29 protein-coding genes and 1 pseudogene are annotated in these 25,881 nt (G+C 71.1%); 13 read left to right on the forward strand and 17 right to left on the reverse strand.

Annotated features, from left to right (window positions below):
- Positions 1–58: 58 nt before the first annotated feature.
- Together K7472_RS01560 and helR are read right to left on the reverse strand one after the other, a co-directional pair.
- Positions 59–946 carry a chitosanase gene (locus K7472_RS01560; RefSeq protein WP_222973172.1) on the reverse strand — a complete coding sequence of 296 codons (888 nt, stop codon included), beginning with the start codon at positions 944–946 and terminating at the stop codon, positions 59–61.
- Positions 947–1,247: 301 nt separating this feature from the next.
- A complete protein-coding gene (gene helR / locus K7472_RS01565; protein WP_222973173.1) occupies positions 1,248–3,398 on the reverse strand; it encodes an RNA polymerase recycling motor ATPase HelR in 2,151 nt (716 codons plus the stop codon).
- Positions 3,399–3,686: 288 nt separating this feature from the next.
- Between helR and K7472_RS01570 the strand changes: the two genes are divergently transcribed.
- The 9 genes from K7472_RS01570 (at position 3,687) to K7472_RS01610 (ending at position 10,917) form a co-directional block, all read left to right on the forward strand.
- Positions 3,687–4,097, forward strand: a complete 411-nt coding sequence (locus K7472_RS01570; RefSeq protein ID WP_222973174.1) for a VOC family protein — start codon at positions 3,687–3,689, stop codon at positions 4,095–4,097.
- 239 nt (positions 4,098–4,336) lie between these two features.
- Positions 4,337–4,504, forward strand: a complete 168-nt coding sequence (locus K7472_RS01575) for a hydrophobic protein (RefSeq protein ID WP_222973175.1) — start codon at positions 4,337–4,339, stop codon at positions 4,502–4,504.
- A gap of 239 nt (positions 4,505–4,743) precedes the next feature.
- Positions 4,744–5,934, forward strand: coding sequence for a carboxylate-amine ligase (locus K7472_RS01580; protein ID WP_222973177.1), 1,191 nt, complete (start codon positions 4,744–4,746; stop codon positions 5,932–5,934).
- Entirely contained in the window at positions 5,931–7,028 is a 1,098-nt protein-coding gene (locus K7472_RS01585) for an iron-containing redox enzyme family protein (protein WP_222973178.1), read from the forward strand. The genes K7472_RS01580 and K7472_RS01585 overlap by 4 nt, the downstream gene beginning before the upstream one ends.
- A 15-nt stretch (positions 7,029–7,043) precedes the next feature.
- Complete coding sequence (locus K7472_RS01590; protein ID WP_222973179.1) at positions 7,044–7,715, forward strand: HemK2/MTQ2 family protein methyltransferase; 672 nt, start codon at positions 7,044–7,046, stop codon at positions 7,713–7,715.
- The gene (locus tag K7472_RS01595) at positions 7,696–7,941 is read left to right on the forward strand and encodes a CDGSH iron-sulfur domain-containing protein (RefSeq protein ID WP_222973180.1); all 246 of its coding nucleotides are present in this window, start codon (positions 7,696–7,698) and stop codon (positions 7,939–7,941) included. Before K7472_RS01590 ends, K7472_RS01595 begins: the two co-directional genes overlap by 20 nt.
- Positions 7,942–8,186: 245 nt before the next feature.
- Positions 8,187–9,512 carry a PP2C family protein-serine/threonine phosphatase gene (locus K7472_RS01600; protein WP_222973181.1) on the forward strand — a complete coding sequence of 442 codons (1,326 nt, stop codon included), beginning with the start codon at positions 8,187–8,189 and terminating at the stop codon, positions 9,510–9,512.
- Positions 9,513–9,754: 242 nt separating this feature from the next.
- Positions 9,755–10,039, forward strand: coding sequence for a Rieske (2Fe-2S) protein (locus K7472_RS32380; protein WP_372457882.1), 285 nt, complete (start codon positions 9,755–9,757; stop codon positions 10,037–10,039).
- 74 nt (positions 10,040–10,113) lie between these two features.
- Positions 10,114–10,917, forward strand: a complete 804-nt coding sequence (locus K7472_RS01610) for an SDR family NAD(P)-dependent oxidoreductase (protein ID WP_222973182.1) — start codon at positions 10,114–10,116, stop codon at positions 10,915–10,917.
- A 64-nt stretch (positions 10,918–10,981) separates the two neighbouring features.
- On the opposite strand, the gene K7472_RS01615 is transcribed toward K7472_RS01610, so the two are convergent.
- The 10 genes from K7472_RS01615 to K7472_RS01660 form a co-directional block, all read right to left on the reverse strand.
- Positions 10,982–11,398, reverse strand: coding sequence for a gas vesicle protein K (locus tag K7472_RS01615; protein WP_222973184.1), 417 nt, complete (start codon positions 11,396–11,398; stop codon positions 10,982–10,984).
- Positions 11,399–11,451: 53 nt separating this feature from the next.
- Entirely contained in the window at positions 11,452–11,724 is a 273-nt protein-coding gene (locus tag K7472_RS33630) for a gas vesicle protein (protein WP_372457890.1), read from the reverse strand.
- A gap of 44 nt (positions 11,725–11,768) precedes the next feature.
- Positions 11,769–12,623 (reverse strand): GvpL/GvpF family gas vesicle protein, encoded by an 855-nt coding sequence (locus tag K7472_RS01625; protein ID WP_252394912.1) that lies wholly within the window; start codon positions 12,621–12,623, stop codon positions 11,769–11,771.
- On the reverse strand, positions 12,620–13,045 hold the full coding sequence (locus K7472_RS01630) for a gas vesicle protein (RefSeq protein WP_222973186.1): 426 nt from the start codon (positions 13,043–13,045) through the stop codon (positions 12,620–12,622). Before K7472_RS01630 ends, K7472_RS01625 begins: the two co-directional genes overlap by 4 nt.
- A 61-nt stretch (positions 13,046–13,106) precedes the next feature.
- A complete protein-coding gene (locus tag K7472_RS01635) occupies positions 13,107–14,327 on the reverse strand; it encodes an SRPBCC family protein (RefSeq protein WP_222973188.1) in 1,221 nt (406 codons plus the stop codon).
- The gene (locus K7472_RS01640; protein ID WP_222973190.1) at positions 14,320–14,949 is read right to left on the reverse strand and encodes a hypothetical protein; all 630 of its coding nucleotides are present in this window, start codon (positions 14,947–14,949) and stop codon (positions 14,320–14,322) included. Before K7472_RS01640 ends, K7472_RS01635 begins: the two co-directional genes overlap by 8 nt.
- Positions 14,950–14,979: 30 nt before the next feature.
- Positions 14,980–15,246 (reverse strand): gas vesicle protein GvpG, encoded by a 267-nt coding sequence (locus K7472_RS01645; RefSeq protein WP_222973192.1) that lies wholly within the window; start codon positions 15,244–15,246, stop codon positions 14,980–14,982.
- Positions 15,247–15,323: 77 nt separating this feature from the next.
- Positions 15,324–16,037, reverse strand: coding sequence for a GvpL/GvpF family gas vesicle protein (locus K7472_RS01650; protein WP_222973194.1), 714 nt, complete (start codon positions 16,035–16,037; stop codon positions 15,324–15,326).
- 3 nt (positions 16,038–16,040) lie between these two features.
- Positions 16,041–16,466, reverse strand: a complete 426-nt coding sequence (locus K7472_RS01655) for a gas vesicle structural protein GvpA (RefSeq protein WP_222973196.1) — start codon at positions 16,464–16,466, stop codon at positions 16,041–16,043.
- A 226-nt stretch (positions 16,467–16,692) separates the two neighbouring features.
- Complete coding sequence (locus K7472_RS01660) at positions 16,693–17,007, reverse strand: gas vesicle protein GvpO (protein WP_222973198.1); 315 nt, start codon at positions 17,005–17,007, stop codon at positions 16,693–16,695.
- A gap of 359 nt (positions 17,008–17,366) precedes the next feature.
- Here K7472_RS01660 and K7472_RS32385 point away from each other — a divergent pair, with 359 nt between their 5' ends.
- Entirely contained in the window at positions 17,367–17,471 is a 105-nt protein-coding gene (locus tag K7472_RS32385; RefSeq protein ID WP_252394913.1) for an LPFR motif small protein, read from the forward strand.
- 410 nt (positions 17,472–17,881) lie between these two features.
- Here the strand turns inward: K7472_RS32385 and K7472_RS01665 are convergent, their stop codons facing one another.
- Together K7472_RS01665 and K7472_RS01670 are read right to left on the reverse strand one after the other, a co-directional pair.
- Complete coding sequence (locus K7472_RS01665; RefSeq protein WP_222973200.1) at positions 17,882–19,201, reverse strand: HAD family hydrolase; 1,320 nt, start codon at positions 19,199–19,201, stop codon at positions 17,882–17,884.
- Positions 19,202–19,324: 123 nt separating this feature from the next.
- The gene (locus K7472_RS01670) at positions 19,325–19,804 is read right to left on the reverse strand and encodes an HAD family acid phosphatase (RefSeq protein ID WP_308013721.1); all 480 of its coding nucleotides are present in this window, start codon (positions 19,802–19,804) and stop codon (positions 19,325–19,327) included.
- A gap of 416 nt (positions 19,805–20,220) precedes the next feature.
- On the opposite strand from K7472_RS01670, the gene K7472_RS01675 reads away from it, so the two are divergent.
- Positions 20,221–21,207, forward strand: coding sequence for a DISARM anti-phage system protein DrmE domain-containing protein (locus K7472_RS01675; RefSeq protein WP_222973205.1), 987 nt, complete (start codon positions 20,221–20,223; stop codon positions 21,205–21,207).
- A 131-nt stretch (positions 21,208–21,338) separates the two neighbouring features.
- On the opposite strand, the pseudogene K7472_RS01680 reads toward K7472_RS01675, so the two are convergent.
- The 3 genes and pseudogenes from K7472_RS01680 to K7472_RS01690 all read right to left on the reverse strand — a co-directional run.
- Positions 21,339–21,428: pseudogene (locus K7472_RS01680) on the reverse strand (L-serine ammonia-lyase, iron-sulfur-dependent, subunit alpha); the annotation flags it as partial.
- 168 nt (positions 21,429–21,596) lie between these two features.
- Positions 21,597–22,277, reverse strand: coding sequence for a S1 family peptidase (locus K7472_RS01685; protein ID WP_222973207.1), 681 nt, complete (start codon positions 22,275–22,277; stop codon positions 21,597–21,599).
- A gap of 427 nt (positions 22,278–22,704) precedes the next feature.
- Positions 22,705–23,907 (reverse strand): FUSC family protein, encoded by a 1,203-nt coding sequence (locus K7472_RS01690; RefSeq protein WP_308013722.1) that lies wholly within the window; start codon positions 23,905–23,907, stop codon positions 22,705–22,707.
- 189 nt (positions 23,908–24,096) lie between these two features.
- On the opposite strand from K7472_RS01690, the gene K7472_RS01695 reads away from it, so the two are divergent.
- On the forward strand, positions 24,097–24,507 hold the full coding sequence (locus K7472_RS01695; protein ID WP_222973209.1) for a hypothetical protein: 411 nt from the start codon (positions 24,097–24,099) through the stop codon (positions 24,505–24,507).
- A 197-nt stretch (positions 24,508–24,704) separates the two neighbouring features.
- Positions 24,705–25,862, forward strand: a complete 1,158-nt coding sequence (locus K7472_RS01700) for a putative hexosyltransferase (protein WP_308013723.1) — start codon at positions 24,705–24,707, stop codon at positions 25,860–25,862.
- Positions 25,863–25,881 lie beyond the last annotated feature (19 nt).

Genomic DNA, 25,881 nt, shown 5'->3' on the forward strand with positions numbered 1-25,881 from the left:
CTCGTGCGTGTTTCCCACAAGTGCCGGAACGGGGGCGGATGTTCGGCCTGACGCTAGATCAGATCTGGCTACCGGCACTGCGCTTGGGGATGGTGTAGTCGAAGTCGGCGCCCACGTGCAGCGGCAGTGGCAGGTTCCACTCGCCCGCCGACGCCATCTGCTGCAACGCCTGAACCCGGTCCACGCTGTCCGGCCAGTCCGACTTGCGGCCCGGGGTCTTGGGGTTCTTCAGGTGTGCGGTGCGCACCTGGTTGAACACCCCCAGCCAGGTGTGCTCGTCGACACCGGACGCCGGCGTGCCGCCCGCCTTCGAGGTCGTCTCGGAGACCAGGACCAGCAGGCCGTCGGGGCTGTCGGGGGCGCCGTCCGGGCCCATCTCGACGGCGGTGTCGAAGAAGTTCGCCACCCCCAGGGCCGAGGTGATCCCGACCTTCTGCGCCTCGGCGAGCGCCGGGTCCAGGTAGTTCACGTGAGCCTGCTCGAACTGCGCCTGGACGAAGACCGGATCCTTCGCCGCCTGCTTCCACGCGGAGGTGAAGCCGCCCAGCCCGGTGTGCGCGTCGCTGCCCGCCGCGGCGAGCTTCTTGAGCGCGGGCAGGTACTTCGCCAGCGGATTGGACGGCTCCTGCGAGTCGTAGTACGTGACGAGCTTGACGTCGTCGTCGGTCTGCGTGCAGAAGCCGATGTACCCGGCGGTGTAGCCGCAGCCGTCGCCGTAGTCCTCGATGGCGGCGAAGCCGCTGGTGATGTCGCCGTTCTCGAAGACGTTGGTGATCTCGTCGATGGCGTAGCGCTGGTCGTCCGTGAGGCTGATCCCGGCGGCCTTCGCGGGGCGGTCGGCGGCGGGATGGGTGCCCGTCGCCTGGGCGGTCGGGACGAACGCGACGGTCAGGGCGGCGGCGACGCCGGTCGTGGTGAGGGCGACGGCCCGTTTGTGCGATGCCATGCTGGAATCCCTTTCCGTGGTGCGGGTATGACGGGATGTTCAGAGGCAGACGGGCGCGGCAACACCGCGCCCCGGAGGTGTTCGCGTACCTGGTCGCGGTACGTGTGCGTGTCCTGGCGCTGGAGAAGCTAGCGCGGCCCCGCGCGGGGCGTCCAGGGTCTTGTTAGGAAACTTTCCTAATCTCGCCATGAGTGGCCGAACCACGACACCGCCGACGCCATGACGCGTGCCGCGCGGGACCGCTGCCCGTCGGCATTTCCACGATGAAGCGCAACCCGACGTCCCCGTCCGGCGGTTCCCGTCAGGCGCTGGTGAGGATCACGAGTTGGCGCGTGGCCCGGGTCATCGCCACGTAGCGGTCGACCGCTCCCGCGACGCCCTCGCCGAACTCCCGCGGATCGACGAGCACCACCAGGTCGAACTCCAGCCCCTTCGCCAGCTCCGGCGTCAGCGACCGGACCCGCGACGTCTCCGGGAACGTGGGATCGCCGATCACGCAGGCCGTCCCGTCGGCGTTCGCGGCGAGCCAGGTCCGCAGGACCGACGCCAGGTCCGCGACCCGGCCGTGGCGGACCGGAACGCCGCTCTCGCGAACGGACGTCGGCACGTTGGCATCCGGGAGGACGGCACGGATGACCGGCTCGGCCTCCGCCATGACCTCTCGCGGCGTACGGTAGTTGACGCCCAGTGAGGTGACGGTGACGCGGTCGAGCCCGACGCGCTCCAGCCGTTCCCGCCATGACTCGGTGAACCCGTGCCGGGCCTGGGCGCGGTCGCCGACGATGGTGAAGCTGCGCGACGGGCAGCGCAGCAGCAGCATCTGCCACTGCGCGTCCGTCAGCTCCTGCGCCTCGTCCACGACGACGTGCGCGAACGGGCCCGCCAGCGGCTCCCGTTCGGCGGCGGGCAGCGCGCTCTCGTCGACCAGGGCCTCCCGCAGGTCCTCACCACGCAGCATGGTCACCGCGCCCTCCCCGTCGGCGTCGGCCGCGATCACGTTGTCGATCACACCGGCCATGCGCTCGCGCTCCGCCGCGACGGCGGCCTCGTGCCTGCGCCTGCGCACCGCCGCCTGCGGATCGCCGAGCCGCTGCCGTGCCACGTCCAGCAGCGGCAGGTCGGCGACCGTCCACGCCGGTGGTTCGGCGCGGCGGCGCAGCGCGCGTGCCTCGTCGGCGCTCAGCCACGGAGCGCACATCCGCAGGTAGGCGGGGACCGACCACAGGTCCGAGACGAGGTCGGCCGCGTCCAGCAGCGGCCACGCCCGCCGGAAGGTCGTGACCAACTCCTCGTCGCGCAGCAGCGATCGGCCGAACACCTCGGGCGGGACGTCGTCGCCGTGCTTGTCCCACAGGATCGCCACCAACTCGTCCCAGACCTGCTCGCGCGCCTCGTTGTGCGGTGTGCCGGGACCCGGCGCCCGGAACGCCTCGGCCCAGTCGTCGGCGCTCAGCCACACGTCGGACCAGTCGGTGGTCACCGTCAACCCCTCGGTGGGCGGCTCCTCGTAGAACCTGACAGCCGCCTCGACCGCCCTCACCATGGCCGCGGACGACTTCAGCCGCGTCACCCGCGGATCGGTCTCCTCCTGGGCGCCGGCGCCCTCCGGGACGAGATCCCGCAGGGTGCAGGTCCGCACGCCCTCCTCGCCCAGGCTGGGCAGGACGTCCGAGACGTAGGACAGATAGGGCTGATGGGGGCCGACGAACAGCACACCACCGCGACGGTGGCCCAGGCGGGGGTCGGAGTGGAGCAGGTAGGCGGAGCGGTGCAGGGCGACGACCGTCTTGCCGGTGCCCGGTCCGCCGTCCACTACGAGGGGGCCGCGGGACCCGGCGCGGATGATGGCGTTCTGGTCCGCCTGGATGGTGGCGAGCACGTCCCGCATCCGCGGTGACCGACTGCCGCCGAGACTGGCGAGGAAGGCGGACTGGTCGTCGAGCGCGGCATGGTGTTCGAGCCCTTCGGCGGTGAACACCTCGTCCCAGTAGTCGCTGATCCGGCCGCCCGTCCAGCGGTACCTGCGGCGGCTCGCCAGGCCCATGGGATCGGCGTGGGTCGCCGCGAAGAACGGCTCGGCCGCCGGGGAACGCCAGTCGACCAGCAGGCGCCGCCCGGTGCTGTCCGTCAGGCCGAGGCGGCCGATGTAGACCGGTTCCGGGGCGCCGTCGGGCACGACCCGGCCCAGGCACAGGTCGAGCCCGAAACGGCGCAGCGCGCGCAGCCGCGCGGTGAGCCGGTGGACCTCGGTGTCCCGGTCCATCGCGGCCCGGCCGACGCCACCGGGGGCCTTGAGCTGGGTGTCGAGCCGGCCGGACAGGTCGGCGACGGTGTGTTCCAGGCACTCCGCGACGGCGGCGAAGTGCTTCTCGTCGTCGGCGACGAGAGCCGGGTCGGCCTTGGCGGAGAGGCGGCCGGGCAGATCGAACGCGCTGGTGGCCGACGGGCTCATGCCATCGCCCCCGGCCGGTGGTCCGCGCCGGAGTCCGGCTCGAAAGCTGACAACAACACACGCACGTCGCGAGGCTCCTATTTCCGCAGGTTCTGGCTTCGGCCTGCGATTGTGCGACGTGGTGGGGGCCTTGCCGCAAGGCCCCCACTGCGCTATATGTTGAGAGTGGCAAGGAGTGGGAAGTCTCCTTGCCTTTTCTGTTGGGCGGGTGTCCTCCCGAGGGTCAGTCGCCGTTCGCCGCGGGAACGTGTCACCGGTCGTCTCGCAGCGCGGAAGGAGCCACGTGGCATGGAGATCCCCACGTCGAAGAAGATCACCACGTTCCTGATGTTCGAGGGCGACGCCGAGGAGGCGATGACCTTCTACGTCTCGCTCTTCGACGACGCGGAGATCGTCGCCGTCGACCGGTACGACGCCGAAGGCCCCGGCAGGCCGGGGAGCGTGCGGCATGCGACGTTCTCGCTGGCGGGGGAGGTGTTCATGTGCATCGACAGCCCCGCGCGGCACGCCTTCACCTTCACGCCGGCCGTCTCGCTCTTCGTGCAGTGCGGGGACGAGGCGGAGATCGACCGCCTCTACGCGGCCCTCGCCGAAGGCGGCACCGAACTGATGCCGTTGGGCGGCCACGGTTTCAGCGCGAAGTTCGGCTGGGTCAACGACCGGTTCGGCGTCTCGTGGCAGCTGAACCTGCCGGAGTGAGCCACGGCCTCCCGAGGGCCGCGGGAAACCGTGAGCCATGGGCCTCCTGAGGGTCACGGGAACGACGCCTCGGGACAACAGGGTCGTGGCGGTGGCTCGTTGGCCCGGCGGTGCGTCCCGTTGCACTCGCGCTCCGGTCACCACGACCGCGTGCCTCCCCGGCGGAATTCGCCACTTCCTCGTGCCGGAGGAATGATCGCCCGGCGCCGGGGCACTGGCCGTTGTGGAGGTGGATGACAATGGGTCCCTTGCTTTTGGTTCTTCTGCTCGCCCTCATCCTTTTCGGTGCGGGTTTCGCGCTCAAGGTGCTGTGGTGGGTCGCGGTGGCGGTCCTGGTGATCTGGCTGCTCGGATTCCTGATCCGTGTCGGCGAAGGCTCCGGGCGCAGTCGCTGGTATCGATGGTGAACTGACGTCTGATCAGCCTGATCAGGACATTCGTACACGGCCGGAGCGGCACCCCGGGGACGGGTGCCGCTCCGGCCGTGTTCCCGCGGGAACACGCTTCTCGCGCGTCCCGTGGCATCCGGGTGAACGCGGTCGTCGACGCGACGGGGCACGCCGATCCCATGACGGCGCTCCCTTCGCGTCGGCGTGGTAGGCGTTGACCGAGGCGGTTCCAGGCGCGCGCGACCAGGAAGTGGGCGGTGGAGGACGCGGGACGCACCCTCGGTGTGGAGGAGGAGTTCCTGCTCGTCGACCCGGTCACACGGCAGGTCTCACCCGCCGCACCCGCGGTCCTGGCCACCGCGGGCGACCCGCCCGGCGAGGACGGGTGCTTCCACCCCGAGCTGCTCTCCAGCCAGGTGGAGCACGCCACCGGGGTCTGCCGCGACCTGCCCGAGCTGGAACGGCAGCTCGGGGCGGGCCGACGGAAGCTCGCCCTGGCCGCGATCGCACACGGCGTCCGCCTGCTGTCCTGCGGCACCGCCGTCACGACGGCCGACGCGCCCATCACCGCCGGCCCCCGCTACGACACCATCGCGGGCCGCTTCGCGGGCGTGGTCACCGACTACCACGCCTGCGGTTGCCACGTCCACGTCGGTGTGCCCGATCGCGACACGGCCGTGGCCGTCGTCAACCATCTCGCCCCCTGGCTGCCCACGCTGCTCGCGCTGTCCGCCAACTCGCCCTTCGAACGCGGGAAGGACACCGGCTACGCGAGCTGGCGTGCGATGCGGCAGTGCGGCTTCCCCGGCAGCGGGCTGCCGCCCTGGTGCGGATCGGCGGGCGCCTACGACGCCATGGTGGGGCGGCTGGTTGACTGCGGTGTGCTCGTGGACGAACACATGACGTTCTGGTTCGCACGGCCCTCCGGCAGACTTCCCACGATCGAGGTGCGGGCCGCCGACGCGGTCACCGAGGTCCGCGAGGCGGTGCTCCAGGCGGCGATCACCCGCGCGCTCGTGCGCACCGCGCTGGACGATCTGGCCGCCGGGCGGGAGGCGGCACCGGTGGAACCGCAACTGGGTGCGGCCGCCGTGTGGTCCGCCGCACGCCACGGGATGACGGGCGCCGCGATCGACCCCTTCACCGGAGCCCGCACGAGTGCGTGGGACCGGGCCGGGCGGCTCCTGGAGCACGTCCGCCCCGCCCTGGAGGACAGCGGCGATCTGGCCACCGTACGGCGGGGGCTCGGCGACCTGCGGTCGCGCGGGACCGGGGCGGAACACCAGCGCCGAGCCGCCGCTCGATCCCACGGCGCCGATCCCACGGCGGCCGTCGTCGACGTGCTGATCCGGCGCACCGCGCCCGCCCGGAACCCGCAGGAGTGGGACGGCCTCACCAGGGCACCCGTTACCGCGACGCAGGACCCTGATCCCACGGAGGCGCCATGACCGCGATACCCGTCCGGGCCGGGCCGCGCCCTCCCGTACGGCCGGGAGCCCCCGCACAGCCCGCGCACCACGCACCGCCGCCACGGCCCCGCGGCGAGCTGTCGGAGGCCGCCCTCGGCGCGCTGACCGGGGCCGACCCCGGCGAACCGCTGCGCCTGCCGTCCGCCCGCGAGGCCGCCGCCGTCGATCCGCTGGGGGAGGACTCCCAGCTCACCCTCTACGTCCTGTACGAACTGCACTACCGCGGCTTCCCCGGCGTCCCGGCGTCGTGGGAATGGCATCCGGACCTGCTGCGGTTGCGCGGCGACCTGGAACGCGGGTTCGAGGACGCGTTGCGCGAGCGGACAGCCGGCGGCATCGACCTGGCCGCCGAGCTCGACGCGCTGCTCGTGGAGCCGGTCCACCCCCAGGACCCGTCCGTCTCCCACCACCTCGCCGACACCGGTGTGTGGTGGCAACTGCGCGAATATCTCGCCCACCGTTCCGTCTACCACCTCAAGGAGGCCGATCCGCACGCCTGGGTCATCCCACGGCTGACCGGGCAGGCCAAGGCGTCGCTGGTGGCGGTGGAGTTCGACGAGTTCGGCGGCGGACGCGGGGAGCGGGTGCACGCCCGGCTCTTCGCCGACCTGCTGGCCGCCGCGGACCTGGACGACCGGTACGGCGGCCACCTCGACGCAGCGCCCGCCGTCACCCTCGCGACCGTCAACCTCATGTCCTTGACCGGGTTGCACCGCTCCCTGCGCGGCGCCCTGGTCGGGCACTTCGCCGCCGCGGAGATCACCACGGCGCCTTCGGCCCGTCGCATGGTGCGCGCCCTGGAACACTCCGGACACGGCGAGCCCGGGTTCACCCGCTTCTACACCGAGCACATCGAGGCGGACGCCGTCCACGAACAGGTGATGCGCCACGAGGTCATCGGCGCCCTGCTGGCGGCGGAGCCGGAGCTGACCGCCGATGTGGTGTTCGGCATCCAGGCCACGGGCCTGCTGGAGGAGCGGCTCGCGGCCCACCTGGTGGACGCCTGGACCGCCGGCCGCGTCTCGCTGCGCGTACCGCTGCCGGACGGGCCGCACGCGGGTACGGACGCCTGACCGGGGAGGCTCGCCATGTTGCTGCTGCGTCCGCCGGGTGTCTACCGGCCCCAGTCCGATTCCCTGCTGCTGGCCCGTACCGCACTGGACCGTGCGAGCCCCTGCGCCACGCGTGAGGGGCGCAGACCGCGCGTGCTGGACCTGTGCACCGGTACGGGGGTGCTGGCGCTGACCGCCGCTCGCGCCGGTGCGGACGTGACCGCCGTGGACATCTCACGCCGCGCTGTCCTGGCCGCCCGCTGCAACGCGGCCCTGCACGGCGTCCCCCTGCGCGTCCTGCGGGGCGACCTGGCCGCGCCGGTCGCCGCCGAACGCTTCGACCTCGTGGTGGCCAACCCGCCCTACGTCGTCCGTCTCGCCGGGCGGCCCGGCCGCCACAGCCGCGCCCGCGCCTGGGACGCCGGGCCGGACGGCCGGGAACTGGTGGACCGGATCTGCGCGGCCGCCCCGGCCCTGCTGGCCCGCGGGGGAGCGCTGGTGATGGTGCACTCCGGGCTGTGCGGCGTGGGCGCCACCCTGCGGTGTCTGCGGGACGGCGGGCTGCGGGCGGACGTGGCGGCCCGCCACGACGAGCCGTTCGGCCCCGTGATGTCCGCGCGGGCCGCCGGTCTCGCCGGGCGCGGCCTGATCGAGCGGGGCCGGCGGTCGGAGGAACTGGTGGTGATCCGTGCCGAACGCGACGGGTGAGAGCAGGCCTGCGGTGCGCGTCCGGCTGGACCCGGGCGGGCCGCTGATGGTCGAGGGGCCGGTGGAGGTCGAACTCGAGGACGGCACGGTCGTGCGCTCCGACCGGTTCCAGTGCGCGGTGTGCGTCTGCCGCCGCAGCCGTACCTACCCGTGGTGCGACACGAGCCACCGCGGGCGCTCGCACGACGGACGGCGACGCGGGGACGAGGGCGGGAGGGAGCGTTGAGCCGCCGACGCGCATGGCCGGGCGGTCTCAGCAGCCGGAAACACCCGAGAGGAAGGCATCCGGCGCGTTCAACCGGTCATTTCCCGATCGACCGGTGCCGCATCCCCGGGCGTAGGCTGAGGACCGCCGTGGCGTGAGCGTCGCCGTCCGCTGTTCCGCCGAGCCGATGGCGTCGCGAGACCGACGAGGGGTGCCCCCGTGCTCCCGCTGACGCCGCGGCCGGAGCACCGGGGAGGCAGGGCGACATGGACGACCACGACCTGGACGGCGCACTGCAGAGCGCGCTCAGCCGCCTGACCCTGCTCAACGAGATCGCCACCGTGCTGTCCAGCACCCTGGACGCCACCGAGGCCATCACACGGGTCTGCCGCATCCTGGTGCCCGCCCTGGCCGACTGGTGCACGGCCGACCTCACGGACGACGACGGCGGTGTGCGACGGGTGTGCGCCACCCACCGCGACAGCAAGGTCGACCTGGCCGGCATCACCGGGCCCCTGCCACGGCCCCCGGCGGCGGCCTCAGGACCGCTGTCCCGCGTGCTGCGCGGGGAGGGCCCGCTGCTGCTGCGGGGCAAGGACCTGCCACGCGCCGAAGAGGCCTTCGACCCGCTGCACAAACTGAACCTGGAACTCTTCGCCCGGCTGGGCGGCGGGACCCTCGTCGTCGCGCCCATGCGGGTGCGCGGCCGGGTCTTCGGCGCCCTCACGCTGGTCAGGAGCGACGAGCGCGCGCCGCTGGACGAGGCGGACCTGAGCCTGGTCGACGACCTGACGCACCGGATGGCACTGGCCGCCGACAACGCCCGCCTGCACGCCGAGGCGAAGACGACGGCCGAGCACCTCCAGCGCTCTTTGCTGCCCGACCTGCCGGACGTGGGCGGCCTGGCCATCACCGGCCGCTACACGCCCGCGCGCAGCACCGCCCAGGTCGGAGGGGACTGGTACGACAGCTTCGTGCTGCCCCAGGGCGACGTCACCATGATCATCGGGGACGTCACGGGCCACGACCTCCAGGCGGCCGTCACCATGTCGCAGCTGCGCAACATGCTGCGCGGCATCGCCTGCGACCGCCACGAACCACCCGGTCGCATCCTGCGCCGCCTGGACGCCGCGATCGACACGCTCTACGGCCACACCACGGCCACCTGCGTGTACGCGCTGGTCAAGGAAGTCGGGGTGGGCCACTACGCACTCGACTGGTCGCAGGCCGGTCACCCGCCCCCGTTGCTGATCACGGCGGACGGCGACGCCCAGTACCTCGACGCCGCCCACGAGGTGATGCTCGGCGTGGTGCCGGAGGTCGACCGCCCCTCGGTCCGGCGTGAACTCCCGCCGGGCGGCACGCTGTTGCTCTACACCGACGGCCTGATCGAGCGCCGGGGCGAGGTCATCGACCACGGCCTCACCCGCCTGCGCCAGCACGCCGCCGCGCTCGTCGACCGTGAACTCGGCCACTTCTGCGACGAGTTGCTCCGCCTCCTGACCCCCGAGGCCGACGACGACGTGGCGTTGCTGGCCCTGCGGCTGCCCGTAACCGGCGCGGGGGAGGACGACACGAGCGATCAGACGTAGTCCTCGCCGGTCGTCCTCCGGTTCCTCGGCACGCCGCCCGGTTCCGCCAGGCCGCCGGGACGGGACGCCTACGCCGCACGGAGGGGCACTCGCGGCGGTGCGTTTGGGGTCGGCCGGTCACCAACGGCGCCGCCATCGCCCTGTACACCGGCTCGCAGGCCGCGGGCGCCAACAAGACGGAACCCGTACCCCACCTCGTCGAACCCGGCTGGCACACGGTCGGCCGGGCGGAGGAGTTCGCGGTGGGCGAGCCGGTGCGCCGGACGCTGGGGGAGGTTCCCCTGCTCGTGGTCCGCGTGGACGACGCCACGGTACGGGTGCTCGGCGACCGGTGCAGCCACTTCTCCGGTCCGCTGTCGGACGGGGAGGTCGCCGACGGCTGTGTCGAATGCCCTTGGCACGGAAGCGTGTTCAGGCTCTCCGACGGTCTGAACGTGCGGGGGCCTGCCACCGCGCCGCAGCCCTCCTTCGAGACGCGTACCCGCCCCGGCGGCACCCTGGAGGTCCGGCTGCCGAACGCGGGCTGAGCGCCGCGTCCTGGTTCGTCCGATCGGGCCACCCGCGGGATGATTGGAACGCGCCTCGCGGGTACCCGGAGCGCATGACGGACGACACACCACTCGCCCTCGTGACCGGCGCCTCCCGTGGCATCGGCTACGAGCTGGCCAAGCAGTTCGCCGACCACGGCTTCGATGTGATGGTGAACGCCGAGGACGCCGCCATCGGCGACGCCGCCGAGACGCTGCGGGCCACGGGACGCGAGGTCACACCGCTGCGCGCCGACCTCACGGACCGGGACGGTGTGGAACGGCTCTACGCGGCCGTGGCCGCCACCGGACGGCCGGTGGCGGCTGCCGCGCTCAACGCGGGTGTCGGCGTGGGCGGTTCGTTCCTGGACAACGACCTCGCGGACGAACTGCGGCTCATCGACCTGAACGTGAAGTCGACGGTCCACCTGGCGAAGCGGTTGCTGCCCGCGATGGTGGAACGCGGGGAGGGCGGCATCCTCTTCACGTCCTCGATCGCCTCGACCGTGCCCGGTTCCTTCCAGGCCGTCTACAACGCCTCGAAGTCCTTCGTCCAGTCGTTCGCGGAAGCACTGCACAACGAACTGAAGGACACCGACGTCGTGGTCACCTCGCTCATGCCCGGCCCGACGGACACCGACTTCTTCCGCCGCGCGGGCATGCAGAACACCCGGATCGGGCGGATGGGCAAGGACGATCCGGCGCTCGTCGCGCGGCAGGGTTTCGACGCCCTCATGGCCGGCCGGACCAAACGTGTCGCCGGGTCGGTGAAGACCCGCGCGCAGGGGCTGGCCAACGCGTTCCTGCCGGACGGCGCCAAGGCCCAACTGCACCGGCGGATGGCCGAACCGGACGGGAAGAGCGGCGCGGGACACTGAGCGCGGGCGGTGAGGGCGCGGGCGGTGAGGCGCGGCGTCACGTCGGCGACGGCCCGCCGGGAGCCTACTCGCCGCGCGGCAGCAGCGTACCGAGCGGGCCGAGGTCCAGGTTCAGGTCGTCCATCGTGAGGCCGTAGCGCTCGCACAGCTCCGCCATGCGGTCCGCGAGGATCATCAGGGTCGACCCGATCCGCTCCTCCTGCTCCTCGCTCAGGTCGCCTTGGTCGACGCGGTTGAGCGCGGTGCGTTCCATCAGCTGCCGCAGCAACTCCACGATGGTGAGCACCAGCCGGATCAGATCGCGTTCGACCGTCTCGGGGTCCGTGTGCAGCCGCTGCGCCACCTGACTGCCGCGGGCCGGACCGCTCTCGTCCGGTCCCACGGGCAGCAGGTCGAACGCCTTGGCGGCCGCCTGCGCCACGTCGTCCAGACGGTTGCGTGGCGTGGTCGGCCCGGCGTGCGGTCCGCTCGTGTCGTTCATGGGATCTCCCGGCTCCGGTCCTTCCGTCTCGTGGGCCCGCGGCCGCCTTCCGCTCACCATGGCGCGGGTTCGTCGCCGGTGACGGATTTGATGACGGCGCGCAGATTGATGTGGACCAGGTCCACGTCGGCGATCGACAGCACCAGGTCGCCCGTGAGGACCGCGCCGCCGGTCAGAAGCCGGTCGAGCAGGTCGATGAGGGCCACCTGCCGCTGCGCCAGCGGCCGTTCGTCCTCGGGCTCGGGGTCGTCGAACCCCGTGACGTCGGCGCCGTACGACGTCAGCTCGGACTCGGCGGCCGCGGCACCGCCCTGCGGCACCGGCATCGCCCCGGCCGTCCGCCGCTCCACCGAGGGCCGTTCGACAGCCATCACGGCCCCCCTTGGATCCTGCCGGAATCGTCCGGGGTCGCGAACGAGTACGGGGCCCACGGCCCGGTGATCTCCAGGCGCACCCCCGGAACGACACCGGCCGCGTCCTGCACCGCGCGCCGGAACCGCTCACCGTGCTCGGCGGGCACCAGGAACGCCCAGTTCACGATGTTCTCACCGGGCCCGGTCGCCAGGTCGCCCTGCTGCGGCCGGTGGGCCGCGCTCGCGGACGCCCAGCTCGCCGCCTCCTGGGAGATACGGCGGGCGGCGTCCTCCGCGGCCCCGTGCGCCTCCGCCGCGCCGCGACGCGCCGCACGGCGCGCCTGGAGATAGGCCCGGCCCGAACTCGTACCGGGCCGGGGCGCGGGCTGTGTGTCCCGGGCGGCCCGCACGTCGAGGTAGAGCTTCACACCCCACTCGACCTGTCCGGTCAGCCAGTCGAGCATCGAGGTGAACTCCTCCTCGCGCTCCTGGAGCATCCCGGCCGCCCGCTCGTCGTCGAAGTAGACGGTGGCGAGCCGCATGGGAAGGACGGTGGTGTGCTCCCAGGCCGACGCCACCACGTCGTGATGGCGTCGGGCGACGGCCTCCAGCCGGTCCAGGTCGCCGAGTTGGGCTCGCAGACCGCGCTCGTCGAACTGCCCGGCCGGAACGTCGGCGACCAGGGCGGTGAGCCCATGGGCGGTCACGACGCGCAACGCGACCCCGCCGGGCCGCTCGGCGGCGGCGTTCCGCAGTGCCCGCTCATCGCGGCCGACCGCGTACACGTACGACATCGAGGCGTCCGGTTCGGCCTGCGCGGCGGGCCCGGGCACGGCGGGGGAGGGCATGGCCGGATCTGGGACACTGGTCATGACGTGCCGTCTCCTTCCTCTTCCTCGTCGACACTGACACGGTGCCGGGTGGACCCGTCCGGGGCCGCGTCCTGCGCAGCGGGTTCCAGAGCCCGCATGCGCTCGATCTCCTCCCTCAACCGCTCGTTCTCCCGAGCCAGTTCCTCATGACTGCCCGAGTGCGAGGACGACACTTCGGGGCGATGGGCCGAGGACGAGAGCGACGGGTCGTGCTCCCACCAGTCGATGCCCATCTCCTTGGCCTTGTCGACCGAGGCGACCAGCAACCGCAGCTTGATGGTGAGCAGTTCGATGTCGAGCAGGTTGATCTTGATGTCACCCGCGATCACTATGCCCTTGTCGAGCACGCGTTCCAGGATGTCCGCGAGATTGGCGGACGTCCCCTGCTGCCCGTACGGGGACAGGCCGCTGGACGGCCCCATGCGCCTGGACACTGAGTCGGACACGGTCGATCACACTCTCGTCTCTCGTTCGGCAGCCGGTTCAGCGGGCTGCGACGCGGCGCCGCGAACGGCCACCACGGGGGGCGTCCTCGTCGTCCCCGGCATCCTCTTCGCCCTGATCGGCGTCGGCTTCTTCGTCCTCGTAGCGGTCGTCGTCGAGCGGCTCGTCCTCCGCCTCGACGTCCTCGTCATCGAGTTCGTCCTCAGCCGGGTCCTCGTCCTCGTAACGGTCCTCGTCCTCGTCCTCTTCGGCGTCCTCGGGAAGCTCGTCGTCCTCGTCGGCGTCGTCCTCGAAACCGTCGTCGTCGCGGTCCTCGTCCGCCTCGTCGTCGGGCTCGTCCTCGTCGCGGACGTCCTCCTGCGCGTCGCCGCCGTCCTGTGGTTCGCGCTCGTCCGCCTCGGTCTCGCGCGCCTCGTTCTCCTCGCGTTCCACCGCCTCGTCGTGGTCCTCGACGACCTCGCCGTCGCGGATCTCACCACGCCACCCGTCGGTCGCCTCGCCGCGCATCATGATGAACTTCCGGTACAGCTTCAGGTCGAGCCGCGCCCGCCGGCCCTGCGCCCGCCAGATGTTGCCGGTCTTCTCGAACAGCCCCTTGGGGTGGTATTCGAGGACCATCAGCACACGGGTGAGGTTGTCGGTGATGCGATGGAACGTCACCACGCCCTTGACGGTGCCCTTGGCGCCCTCCGTGGTCCAGGCGATCCGTTCGTCGGGGATCTGCTCGGTGACGTTGGCCTTCCAGCTGCGGGTGGACTTGGCGACCTTCACCTTCCAGTTGCTCGTGGTGTCGTCGGCCTTCTCGACACTGACGACGCCCTTGGCGAAGGTGCTGAACTCCTGGAACTGCGTCCACTGGTCGTACGCCTCGCGCACCGGCACGCCGACGTCGATGTCCTCGCTGACGGTCACGGCCTTGGACTTGCCGCCACCGCCCTTGCGGCCCTTGCCGAAGATCTGCTTGACCTTGTCCTTGAGGGTCTCCTTCAGATGCGAGGTGCCGACGGCCATTGCGGCCTTCGCCGGCGACTTGCCCTCGCTCAGCGCCTGACCGCCCTTGGCGAGGGATCCGACGAGCCCGCCGGCACCCTGCTTGGGGTCGGCGAGTTTGTTGAGGCTGTCGCCGAGCCGCTCGCCCAGGCCGGTCAACGCGTGCGTGGCGCGGGCTTCGAGATAGCCGCGCAGCTCTTCCTTCAGCCGGTCGGTCGCCGGGTTCTCCGCCACCTGGTCCTTGATCCTCGTGAGGGGTGTGTCAGCCACGGCTGCCTCCTCGGCTGGTGGCCTTACGAGCCGACGACGCGGTCTTGCGCGCGGTCGTGCCCGTCTTGCGTGTCGCACCGGAGGCGGTCTTGCCGGAGGCGGTCTTGCGCGCCGTTCCGGACGCCTTGCGGGAACTCGTGGAGGCGGTCTTTCGCGTGCCCGACGAAGCCTTGGACGCAGTCTTGCGTGCCCCCGAAGACCCGGAGCGCGCCTTGCGGCGTTCGCCCTTCTCCTCCTCCTCGCCCTCCTCCTCGTCCTCGTCCCGCGCCCGGTCCGGCTCCTCGTCGGCCTCGGGCTCGGCGTCGGCCTCGGCCTCGGGGCGTTCGCCGCTCTCCAGGCTGAGGGTGCGCTCGTGGAGCGAGTCCGCGAGGAGGTTGACCCGGTTGGTGAGGGCGTTGGTCGCCGCGCTCTTCGTGGCGTCGACCAGCTGCTTGCGCGCCTGGGCGCTGAGCCCCTCGAACAGCGGTGACTCGGAGACCAGCTTGCCGATCGCCTGCGGGTCCAGGCTGATCTTGCGGCCCGCCAGGAACATCCCCAGCCCGATCGCCAGCCTGGCCTTCTTCGTCCTGCCGAGGAGGTAGCCGCCCACCAGGGCCACCCCGACCTTCGCGTTGTTCACCATCTGCTCCTCACCTCGAGGGTGCCGTCTGTCTCATGGGGACTGGCCGGGGCCGCGCAGTCGTGCGTACTCGGCCTCCAGCCACTCCAGCCTGTCGAGGAGTTCGTCCTCACGGCGGTCGAACTCCTCCTCGTCGATGTTTCCGTCGAGCAAGTCCTGCTCCAGCGCGGCGAGTTGGGCGCGCACCGGAGCCGGGTCGTAACACTCGGCCTCGGCGGTGCGGACGACCTGCTGGATCACCCACGCACTGCCCCGGGCCGGAGCGAGCGGGAGGGTGAGGATCTGCGTGATGAGTCCCATCGAGAACACCTCGGATCTCATGTCGCCACCGCTTCGCCCGTGCCCCCGCCCGCCCCGGCCCGTCCGGCCGGGATCGTTCAGACGAAGCTGTACGGGGGAAGCGGCCCGCGCAGCCGGAACGCGTAGGCGTCGCCGCGCCGGTTCGCCTCTTCGGTCACCGCCCGCGAGAACGCGTCGGCGCGCTCGCGCTTGACCAGGAAGGACACGTTGAGGAACGCGGACTCCACGGGGTCACTCACGGCATGGCCGTCAGCGGCGTCGGACAGCCGCTCGACGACGTCCCTGGCCTCCTGCTCCTCCCGGGTCCGCACCTCCTTCGACAGCAGCTCGCCGAGCGCCATCTTCTGGTCCTGAGCGGTGGGATTGGCACGGGTGAACTCGTTCAGCCGGCGCACGTCCTCCGAGCCGTCGACGATCTCCCGCAGCAGGTCGTCCTCGTCGCGCGAGACCTTGAGGTTGTACTCGACGCGTCCGTCGACCTCGCCCAGTCGCTCGGCGTAGGACGTGGCGTTCGCCTCCAGGACGGAGACCACCTGCTCGTCGTCGGCGCCGATCAGCCCGAAGCGCATCGGCAGCACCGCGCCGTCCTCCAGGAGCCGCTCCAGCACGCTCTGGTGCGCGGCCAGGTCGCGGCGCTTGGCCCGCAGCTCGGGTGGCGCGTCGCTCACGACGGCCCGCAGGTCCCCGGCCTCCACCGCGCGCAGCGCGCCGCCGGGATCCCCGACGCCCTTGAGGCCGTCGAGCCGCAGGGGGTGGTCGGTGTCGACGATCGCGTACACATAGATCGACACGGGTCAGTCCTCCTTACTGCGGCTGGTGCGACGGCTCGACGTGCTCTTGCGCGGCTGACGCTGGCGTTCCTCGTCGCCGCCCCCCTGGAGCGATTCGCTGAGCGCCTCGACCGCGCCGGTCAGCGCTCCTTTCGACTTGCCCTTGGCGCCGCTCTCCACGGTGTCGCCGACGATGTCGGTCAGCTGCGTGGGCGCCTTGCGGCCGCTCTCCAGGTCGAGGCGGTTGCAGGCCTCGGCGAAGCGCAGATAGGTGTCGACGCTCGCGACGACCACACGCACGTCGATCTTGAGGATTTCGATGCCGACAAGGGAGACCCGCACGAACGCGTCGATCACCAGACCCCGGTCCAGGATCAGTTCGAGTACGTCGTAGAGATTTCCCGAGCCGCTTCCGCCGGAGGCGGAACTCGTTTGCGGAACTACGCTCACGATGAGTTCATCCTTCCTGGGTTATGGGCCTTTTTGCTGGACGGGCTTTCCATGTGCCGTTGTGCCTGCGGAGCCAGGGCAGGCCGAGCGGCATGCGCCACGTGGTGCGGCGGCATGCCGACACTCTGTTCGGGCCGACGGCACGGCGCCCCGTACCGGCCGACGCCGGTGACGGTCCGGGGCGGCATGTGCGCCCGGGTCCTGTCGGCGGCTACGGCCGACCGTGTCAGTGCTGGTCGATCTGCCCGCGGGTGTAACGCCGAGTGCGTTCGTATCCGGTGATCTCGCCGTCCTCGTCCAACTGGACGTGGTAAGAGGCCATCACGCTCGTCGTTTCCGGGATGCGCTCGACCTCGACGATCTCCACGTCCGCCACCCATCCGTCCCGGGTGGACTTCACCGACGACACGGAGACCGCGTCGCATCCCAGCAGCTCACCCAGCTGTTTCGCGGCCCCACGCATGACCTGGGGGAGCGTGACGCGGCGTGCGGGACGATCTCCGTCTTCTCCCGCGCCCTTGTCCTGCTGCTTGGTGGTCATGCCGTATCCGTCCGTTCGGTCAATGGAATGGTCAATCAGTGTCGTCCGGCAATTCTGAGCTGGTGGCCGCCTGCCCCCTGGGATCGAACGTATGCACCGGAGGGAGAGGTCTTGGCTCAATACGCCGTCAAGTGAGCGGGCGTTCCGGACGGACCGCCACGCAACGACGACGAGTGATGACCCCGGGTCGTCCGGGAGACCGCACGGCCCGCACGAGGTCACCGGAGCCACTCGACATCGCACACGCCACACGCCACACGCCGCGCGCGTGGCACCATGCCGGTTCACCGGACCCGCCCCTGAGGGACAGCGCGACAATGGACGGACGGACATATCCGACGCACAGGCTGGAGGAGCTCATGCTGCAACCCATCGCGGACGCGCTGGCAGCCGTGGGAAGTGCGATCGCCGCCGTCGTCTCCGCCCCCTTCAAGTTGCTGGCCCGCCTCTTCGGCGGGGCGTAGCGGGGACGGCGGGTCCGGGCGTGCCGTTGACTGAAAGCGCGGTGGGCGCGGATCGAGCCCGTTGCTCCCGGACGGCACCCCGAAGCGGGGTGTCCGGTGGCGGGACTCTCGTGAGGTGATCGACACGGTCGCCGACCGACGGCACCTGGGAACAGGTCTTCACCACGCCGCTGGCCCTGGCCCACGCGGAGGAGACCCTCAACTGGGCGATCTCGGTGGACTCCACGATCGTGCGGGCCCACCAGCACACGGTCGGGGCCCGCGAAATGGGGCCCCGACCGGTGAACCGGACGGCTCTGCCCAGGCGTTGCTCTGCGCCTTGAGCTGGTCGAGGTCGCGCGGTGCCGAGCCGACGTGCTTTCGCTGTGCTCCTCGGGTATGACCGCTTCGGTGTGCTCGGGCGCGCGGGTTCAGAAGACCGTGTCGTCCTGGTCCGGGATGATGCTGCCGTCGTCGCGCCGCACCGGACCGAGGCTGCCGTCCGGGTTGGTGTATCCGGTCGTCGCGCAGGGGTAGGGCGTCGTGCGTTGCGGAAGCGGCTGGATGAACATCGGGTTGATGAGCCACTTGCCGTCGGCGTCGTCGTACGCGTGGCACATCAGCTCGGTGATGTTGCGGTTGATGGCCAGGTGGACACCGATCGCGTCGCCGACGAACACCACGTCGGTCGAGGAGTCGCCGGCCGCCAGCACGGCGTGCTCGCCGGCCGGCGCGGGCTGAAAAGCCGCCGCGCCGCGGATGCCGAAGACGTCCTGGTTGACGAAGCACCGTTTGCCGTTGACATAGGTCAGCACCGAGTCCGCGCCGTCCGGGACGCCGCCGCAGCCACGCAGGTGCGGGGTCTGGCGGCCGTGCGCGTACAGATTCTGGATGCCGATCACACGGCCGGGCGGGATGCCGAGGCCGGCCGCCCACACCTGGACGTCGATCTGCGGGGAGGCGCTGGCCACCCATACCGCGTAGCCGTCGCGTACGAGGGTGTGGATGAGGTCGCGCTGCTGGACGTAGTAGCGCACCCAGCCGGTGACCTGATGGCTGCCGACCTGCTGGGTGGTACCGATCGGCGCGGCGAGGTTCTGGGTCCTGGCGCGTTCGGCGTACGAGGCGATCTGGGCCGGGGTGTGCCCGGTGAGGAGTTCGGCGACCCAGGCCGAACCCGGCGACATCAGCCGGTGGTCGTACCCCGCGAAGGCGGTCGCTCCGGTGGTGGACGTGCCGTGGTAGACGGCGTAGATCTCATCGGCGCAGGCCGTGTCGGCGGCCGTCGGCAGGGGCGATCCCACGGCGGCGGATGCGTCGCAGGCGCTGTCGAGGGCGTTGGCCGCGGCCGGGGTCAGGTAGCGGTTCAGGGACGACCAGTCGGCTGGGCGCAGCACCTTGTCGTTGCGCAGGATCCAGTAGAAGAGTGCGTCGCCCACGTCGTTCTTGACGACGGTGTTGTCCCAGTCGAAGACGGCCACCGGGGCCTTGCCGTCAAGGGCGCTGCGGTCGGCCAGAGTTGAGGGGGTGGAGGGTCCGCAGGGCGCGTACGCGTCGATGACCTGCTGGAGGCGCGCCCGGTTGTCGCCGTACCAGGCGGGGGACCGGGGCAGCTCGGCGCAGGCGCGTCGCGGGGTGGCGGAGGCGTTCACGGGTGTGAGGGCGACGGCCAGCACAGCCAGCACGGCCAGGCCTATGGCCGTGCGCGGGCGGAGCTTGCGGGTGAGCGGGGATGCCGTTCTTCGGAGCACGGGCACTGCGTCCGTCCTTCGTGGAGGTGAGCGGATTCCTCGGCGAACTCCTCGTGTCGTCGACCGATGCTGTCCGCCAACGGGGAGGGGGGAAGCGGGAACCGACAGGGACGAGCCGGTGGATCAGCTGAGCAGGCCGTTGTAGTCCGGCAGCTTGAAGGCCTTCTCGTAGTGGCCTCCCTGGAAGTCGGTGTCCTGGTTCCCGATGTTCGCGGTGAGGGTGTAGCCCTCTTTCTCGTAGTTGATCCGGCAGTCGAGCTTCACCTGGGCCTTGCCTTCCGAGCTGCCGTCGGGCCGAAGGCAGAGCCCGTCCACCGGATATCCGGCGTTCTGCAACTGGCCGAGTGTGGAATGGTACGAATCCTGCTGCCGATAGGAGGCGAACAACACAGCGGCGTGGTGCTGTTCCGCGTACTGCGCGATTCGCAGTATCGCCTGCACGGGTTTTCCGGGGTCGAAGTGCGTCGCCAACGCCGTGTTGTCGATGTCGAGCACGATCGCCGGACGCTCGCCGGGGGTGACGTTCGCCAGGCGTTGCTGAAGCCAGGACTGCGCCTGGTTCGCCACCTTCTGGACGTCGGACAGCCAGGTCTGTTCGGTCACGTTCTGGCTGCCGGAGGCGGGAGCATTCCGCACGGAGTCCGCCGCGTACGCCTCCTGGACCGTACTCAGGAGTAGGCAACCCAGCAATGCCACAGTGGTCGCTTTGCGCCGCGCCGACATGGGTCCTCCAAATTTCAACACATCGTGAGGGAGAGTGAGGCCGGACGGGGCATCCGAGTCCCGGGACCCCCTCTCCCGACCTTGCCCCGGCCGGCTGCGACAGAATGTAGCGGCCTTGCGGACAAGGCGGTCAAGCCCTGGAATCACGGGGGTTGACTCCCTTGAAGACGGGGACGGTCCGCCCAGTGAGACCGGTTCGATGTGTTCAATGGCCTTTTCGTTCAGTTATCACTCTTGACAGGCGTCGGACGACGGCTCCACCATCAAGCCCCCACATCCTCACGCACCACATCACCATGGCTACCGCTGCAAGTGAACGCGAACACCAGGAAGCGCTCTCCACCATGCCTGAGAGACGTCGTCCCTATTCCGAGATCGAACGAAACCTGCACACCGGACTGTTCAGCGACGCATTGCGGACAGCGATTGAAGACAGCGGGCTCAGCCTCAACCGCATCAGCAGCAAGCTCGCGGAGCGAGGAGTCAACGTCAGTGCGACGGCCCTGAGTTACTGGCAGCGCGGCAGCAACCGCCCGGAGCGCACCGACTCGCTCCGGGCGGTCGGTCTGCTGGAGGAGATCCTGAACCTGCCCCCCAACACTCTGATGACCCTGCTCGGCCCGCGCCGCTCCCGCGGCCGGTGGGCCGCGCCGTCCACGCCGCTGCCCACCGGAGCGCTGTGGTCCAACTCCTCGCATCTCAACAGGACGTTGAGCGATCTGGAGAAGGACGCACTGCGTTCGCTGTGGACGGTCTCGACGGTCTACGCGCATCTGCACAAGCGCGTCCTCGCCGACCGGACCCTCGCCGAGACCCGGATCCGCAAGGTGGTGCGGGCCGAGTCCGACGGGGTCGACCGGGTCATCGCCGTCGCGCACACGGAGGGCCTCACGATGCATTTCGAGACCGTCAACACCGTCCGACTGGGCCGCATTCGCACCGACCCTGAAACGGGCTACTCCGTGGCGGAGTTCATTCTCGACCGCATGCTCAATGCCGGGGAGACGGCGACGATGGAATACATCTCCTACAGCACCGTGCCGGAGCCGAGCACACGGCCGTACATACGGCATTCGCTCTACCGGCCCGCCGCCGTGCTGGTGCTGGAGGTCGAGTTCGACCAGAAGGCCATTCCGGCGCGCTGCGAGGGCTTCTATTCGCCGCGCCGCGAGACCCCGGAACGGAGCCTGGGCTCCCTCTGGATCGGCACCAGCAACAGCGCCCACCTCGCGCTGTCCGCTCCGGACGCGGGAATGTACGGAATCCGGTGGGACTGGGACTGAAAACACGGTCCTGCCGGACCCTCGTCGGCCTCCGTCGTGGCGACGGTCCCGGCCTCCACGCGGGCGACGGCGGGCGGCTACTCGGCCTTCGCGCGGGCGACGGCTTCAGCAGCTTCCTCACACACCAGAAACAGGGACATCCTGGCGGCGGTGACGGCCTTGGCGGCGGCCATGCCGTTGCGTTCGGTGCACGGGATCTGGACCAGGCCGATCGGGGTCGGGTGGCAGGACGGATCGCGGCGCCGTCCGGCTCGGGGTGCAAGGAACGGGGCGGCCCAGCGAACCAGGGGAGTGGTCGCTGGGCCGTGGTGCCCGGCAGCTGTGTTCGCGGTGTCCGGGAACCGCTCCCGTTCCAGCGGTCCCCGGTCACCGGTCGAACGCGGCTGAGGTCAGGAGCCGATGGTCTGCGCGATCCAGCTGTGGTAAGCCGTGATGTCCGAGTAGTCCTTCACCGTGTCGGTGCCCCGGCTGTCGGTGCCGACAATCACGCCGCCGTAGAAGGCGGGGCCGCCGGAGTCGCCCTTGGAGGAGATTCCGGAGCCCTTGGTCAGCTGGATGACGTGGCCGTTGGCATCGTCGCTCGCGTTGTCGTCCTTCACGTTCATCGTGCAGGTCTTGAGGGTCGTCGACTTGCTGCCGTTGTTGTCGGTGTCGCCGTAGCCGTATGCGGTGACGGACTTGCCGTCGGCCGGGCGGTCGGACGACGAACCGTACTTGGCGTAGGTGGTGTTGTAGGGCTTGGTGAGATGCAGGAGCAGGATGTCCTCGCCGTTCGGCTGTAGCTGCTTGTCGGTGCTGATCTGCGTGCCTTTGCCCTTGGTGACGCTGCCGAGCAGCACGTAGTCGTCGCTGGCCTTGCAGTGGCCGGCGGTGAGCACCCACTGCGGGGCGATGAGCGCGCCGGAGCAGTGGCTGTCGCCTCCGTTGAAGCGGATCTGTGCCGCCCACGGAGCGTCGGAGATGCTGTTGACCGAGGAACCGCCGATGATGGCGTACGCCGGAGCGGCCGTCAGGAGGCAGCCGGCCGCGGCGAATGCGGCGAGCGCGGCGTGACGTCGGGTGTTCGTCATGGTTTCCTTCCGTCCTGCGCACACTTCTCACGAGACGTGTGGTGCGCCACGGGGTGAGCGGACGACAGGGACTGTAGGACCCGGACGGAGAGGCCCGTCAACGGCCCGAATCGGCTTGATGGAAGTCCTTGAACGGAAGGAGGAGAATTACCTGGAGACCGGGCTCGCTCTCATGGAAATGCCTGTTCGTTCAGTTGCCTTTCTTGATACGCAGAGCCCGTGAGGGAAGCCTCGACTGAGAACGCCTGACGAGGTGATCCTCGAAGTGGCCGGATCGCTTTGGAGAGCGGGATCCGGGGGTGTGGGATGGCGCGGCCGAAGCCGTGGGAAGTCGATGCCGACCGGGAACAACGGCTCGATCCGCGCCCACCGCGTTTTCAGTCGACCGCACACCCGGACCGACGACCGACTGATCCGAACGAAACCGCTAGTTGTTGTCGGCCCGGGCTGCCGCGAGGAGCGCGTCGCAGGTGTTGCGCAGCTCCTCCATGATCCGGCTGGCCTCGACCACGAGGATGCCGTAGGGCCGGTCGGGATCGGACAGCGGGAGGTGGTCGGCGTCGGCCTGTTCGGCCACCCGGCGGCGCTCGGCCCCCGCGCGGTCGGCCAGGTCCACCAGGCGCGACGACTGCGCCGCGAGCGCGTCCTCGTCGATCTCGGCCAGGACCCGCATCATGCCGTCGACGTCGTCGAGGAAGTCCGCGTACCGGTTCAGCAGGTTCCGGTAGGGAAGGCTCTCCGGCTCCTCCCACTGCCGCAGCGCGCGCACCAGCGACGACAGTTGATACGTCACGCGCTCCAGGGCGTTGATCACCGACCGGTAGCGGTCGAACGACGTGCGGGCGCGGTGGCGCGGCAGGAAGCGGCGCGGGTTCAACCACACGCTTTGCTGCGCGGTCTCCACGGCCGAGCGGGCCTGGGCGATCAACCCCTCGGCGCGCAGCGCGAGTTCAGCCAGCCGCTGCGTCTCCTGGCCGTCGAGACGGCCTTCGCGCAGCGCCGGTACGAGCTCGCGCAGCAGGCCGTCGACGGCCGCCGCGAGCGACTGGATGGCGTACTCGGCACTTCGGTAGCGCAGTGGCGGTGCGACGAACAGGTTGATCGCGACGCCGAGCGCGCAGCCCAGGAGGACCAGCACGACGATCCAGCCCAGCTGCGCCGCCCTCTGCTCCGACCCCGACGTGGTGACGTAGGTGGCGAACGCGAAGAACGCGGCGGTGGAGACCTGGGCACGTTGCGACCTCAGGACGGGCCATCGTTCGATGACGAGGGTGATCGCGGCCAGCAGGACGAACGCCAGCAGGCGCGGCCCCGCGACGAAGCCGATGCCGGCCTGCACGGCCACCCCGATGGCGACCGCCCCGACGTACAGGGCCGCCTGCCGCAGCGACTCGTACAGCGTCACGTTCATGATCAGCACGGCCGAGAACGGCGCGAACGCGGGCGACCGCGCGTGCAGGACATCGTGGGCGACGAACCACGCCAGGGCGGCCGCCACCACGCTCTTGCCGACCAGCAGCACCGTGTGCCGCTCGTGACCCGGCACCCGCACGGCCCGCCGCAGCCAGGCCGACGCCCGGCCCCGGCGATCCGTGCGACCCCCCGCCGTACCCACCGATTGTTCCGCCACGCCACCTCCCGCTCGTCGACGGCTTTTCCGCACACCGGATGACTTCTCCCCGTTCCATCGCCGGAATACCGCCGGAGTACCGCCAGGCCCCGCCTGGTCCGGCCGGAATGGGCGACACAGGCGGATGCCACGGCGCGGTGCGAGTGGCAGGGTGGGAAACGTGGGGCCCTCAGAAGGAGGAACACACTCATGTCGAAGACGCCCAAGCGTTCGCATCCCCCGCACGGCGAGGGCCCGAGCCAGCACAAGGGCACCGACCAGCACGGCTGGTCCCCCGACGTCGACGCGGAGCGCCAGCAGGACAACCCGAGCGCGCACCGCTCCTTCCACGCCGACCAGTACGCGCCGGACGCCGACGAGACGCAGCGCGCGGACCCCGCGGAACGGGAGCGGGCCCGCAAGCAGAGCACCGAGCCGTCGAGCAGGACCGGGGAGAGCCAAACGAAGAGCGGCGAGGAACACGCCCGCCGGTCCGGGCAGAAGGGCCACCGCGACACCGGGACCCGCGGCCGCTCCCAGCGGCCCAGCGGCACCAAGGACGCCTCGGCGTACACCGGTGTGGATCCGCAGGACGAGTCGGGCAAGGGCGACGACCGCTGACGCTCCGGACCGCGAGCCCCGGGGCACGATCCCGGTGGCCGTCGTCCGCGGCCCACGTCACCCCGCCTGAGGCACACGCCTCCAGGACAGCCGTCCTGGAGGCGTTCTCCTTTCCCGTGGCGGCGCTCTGTGCGGCGGACAGGTGATAACGGCGGCGTCCCCGTGCGTGCGCGGGCAGGCGGAGGAAGGACCACCGGGTGGGAGACGTGCGGGTGGTCCGATCGCCGGGTGCCGTGCGGCTGGAGCGGCCGGGCGGCGCGGTGCGCCGGGCCTTGCCCGCGGTGGCGTGTGTGCTGGCGGTCCGGCTGCTGGGCGTGGCGACGCTGGCCCTCTTCGGGGCGTTCGGCGGCCAGGCGCCGCAACGGCTGCTGGCCGGGCGATGGGATTCCCTGTGGTACGCGCGGGTCGCCGCGTACGGATACGGATACCGGTTGCGGCTCGGGGACGGGCGCGTGCTGTCCGACCTGTCGTTCTTCCCCTTGCTGCCCTGGCTCGAGCGGGCGCTCTCGCACGTCACCGGTGCGCTCGGGCCGGCCGTGGCGGGGGTGCTGGTCAGTGCGGTGGCCTGCGCCTTCGCCGCCGCGGGCGTCTCCCGCGTCGCAGACGGCGTGCTGGGTGGGCGCGCCGCCTTCCTCACGGCGGTGCTGTGGGCGGCGGTGCCGGTCGGCGTCGTGGAGTCGATGGCCTACAGCGAGGCGCTCTTCGTGGCACTCGCGGCCTGGGCCTTGGCCCACGCCACGGAACGCCGCTGGCTCGTCGCCGCCGTCCTGGCCTGCCTCGCAGGGCTCACCCGGCCCGCCGGGCTGGCCGTGGCGGCGGCCGTCGTCGTCGGCGCGCTGTGGACGGGGCGCGGTACGGGCCGCGTGGCCGCCCGCACCGCCGCAGCGATCCTCGCACCGGCCGGTGCCGTCGGCTACGTCGTGTGGGTGGCGTTCACGACCGGGCGGCCGCTCGGCTACCTGGACGTCCAGCGCGGCTGGGGCAACGGCATCGACGGCGGGCTGTCCTTCGCGCGGTTCACCGTCCGGCTGCTCACGACGGGCAGCGTGGCCGCGGGGCTCGCCATCGCCGCTGGCGTGGCGGTGCTGTTGTGGTGCCACTGGCTGGGGTGGCGCGACCGGTACCCGGTGGAGCTCCAGGTGTACACCGGCGTCATGCTGCTGCTGGCGCTCACCACCGCCGGGTACTTCGGGTCGAAACCCCGGCTGCTGCTCCCCGCGTTCGGCCTGCTCCTCCCGCTCGCAGGGGCGCTCGCACGCGTGCGTCCGGTCACCCGGACGGCCGTGATGTGCTGTCTGGTGGTGGGATCGGCGCTCTACGGGGCCTTCTGGCTCAACGGTTCCGGTCCGCCCTAGGCTCCGCCGGCCGGGACGG

Origin of the sequence: Streptantibioticus parmotrematis (assembly GCF_019890615.1) — a bacterium.
Lineage (GTDB): Bacteria > Actinomycetota > Actinomycetes > Streptomycetales > Streptomycetaceae > Streptantibioticus_D > Streptantibioticus_D parmotrematis.

Excerpts from the sequence above, each read along its gene's own strand:
- K7472_RS01645 (WP_222973192.1), bottom strand. The coding sequence starts at position 15,246 with ATGGGACTCATCACGCAGATCCTCACCCTCCCGCTCGCTCCGGCCCGG.
- K7472_RS01590 (WP_222973179.1), top strand. The coding sequence starts at position 7,044 with ATGTTGCTGCTGCGTCCGCCGGGTGTCTACCGGCCCCAGTCCGATTCC.
- K7472_RS01630 (WP_222973186.1), bottom strand. The coding sequence starts at position 13,045 with ATGGGGCCGTCCAGCGGCCTGTCCCCGTACGGGCAGCAGGGGACGTCC.
- K7472_RS32385 (WP_252394913.1), top strand. The coding sequence starts at position 17,367 with ATGCTGCAACCCATCGCGGACGCGCTGGCAGCCGTGGGAAGTGCGATC.
- K7472_RS01685 (WP_222973207.1), bottom strand. The coding sequence starts at position 22,277 with ATGACGAACACCCGACGTCACGCCGCGCTCGCCGCATTCGCCGCGGCC.
- K7472_RS01575 (WP_222973175.1), top strand. The coding sequence starts at position 4,337 with ATGGGTCCCTTGCTTTTGGTTCTTCTGCTCGCCCTCATCCTTTTCGGT.
- K7472_RS01660 (WP_222973198.1), bottom strand. The coding sequence starts at position 17,007 with ATGACCACCAAGCAGCAGGACAAGGGCGCGGGAGAAGACGGAGATCGT.
- K7472_RS01695 (WP_222973209.1), top strand. The coding sequence starts at position 24,097 with ATGTCGAAGACGCCCAAGCGTTCGCATCCCCCGCACGGCGAGGGCCCG.
- K7472_RS01560 (WP_222973172.1), bottom strand. The coding sequence starts at position 946 with ATGGCATCGCACAAACGGGCCGTCGCCCTCACCACGACCGGCGTCGCC.
- K7472_RS01675 (WP_222973205.1), top strand. The coding sequence starts at position 20,221 with ATGGCTACCGCTGCAAGTGAACGCGAACACCAGGAAGCGCTCTCCACC.
- K7472_RS01600 (WP_222973181.1), top strand. The coding sequence starts at position 8,187 with ATGGACGACCACGACCTGGACGGCGCACTGCAGAGCGCGCTCAGCCGC.
- helR (WP_222973173.1), bottom strand. The coding sequence starts at position 3,398 with ATGAGCCCGTCGGCCACCAGCGCGTTCGATCTGCCCGGCCGCCTCTCC.
- K7472_RS01640 (WP_222973190.1), bottom strand. The coding sequence starts at position 14,949 with ATGGTGAACAACGCGAAGGTCGGGGTGGCCCTGGTGGGCGGCTACCTC.
- K7472_RS33630 (WP_372457890.1), bottom strand. The coding sequence starts at position 11,724 with ATGCCGGTGCCGCAGGGCGGTGCCGCGGCCGCCGAGTCCGAGCTGACG.
- K7472_RS01610 (WP_222973182.1), top strand. The coding sequence starts at position 10,114 with ATGACGGACGACACACCACTCGCCCTCGTGACCGGCGCCTCCCGTGGC.
- K7472_RS01585 (WP_222973178.1), top strand. The coding sequence starts at position 5,931 with ATGACCGCGATACCCGTCCGGGCCGGGCCGCGCCCTCCCGTACGGCCG.
- K7472_RS01570 (WP_222973174.1), top strand. The coding sequence starts at position 3,687 with ATGGAGATCCCCACGTCGAAGAAGATCACCACGTTCCTGATGTTCGAG.
- K7472_RS01625 (WP_252394912.1), bottom strand. The coding sequence starts at position 12,623 with ATGACCAGTGTCCCAGATCCGGCCATGCCCTCCCCCGCCGTGCCCGGG.
- K7472_RS01615 (WP_222973184.1), bottom strand. The coding sequence starts at position 11,398 with ATGAACGACACGAGCGGACCGCACGCCGGGCCGACCACGCCACGCAAC.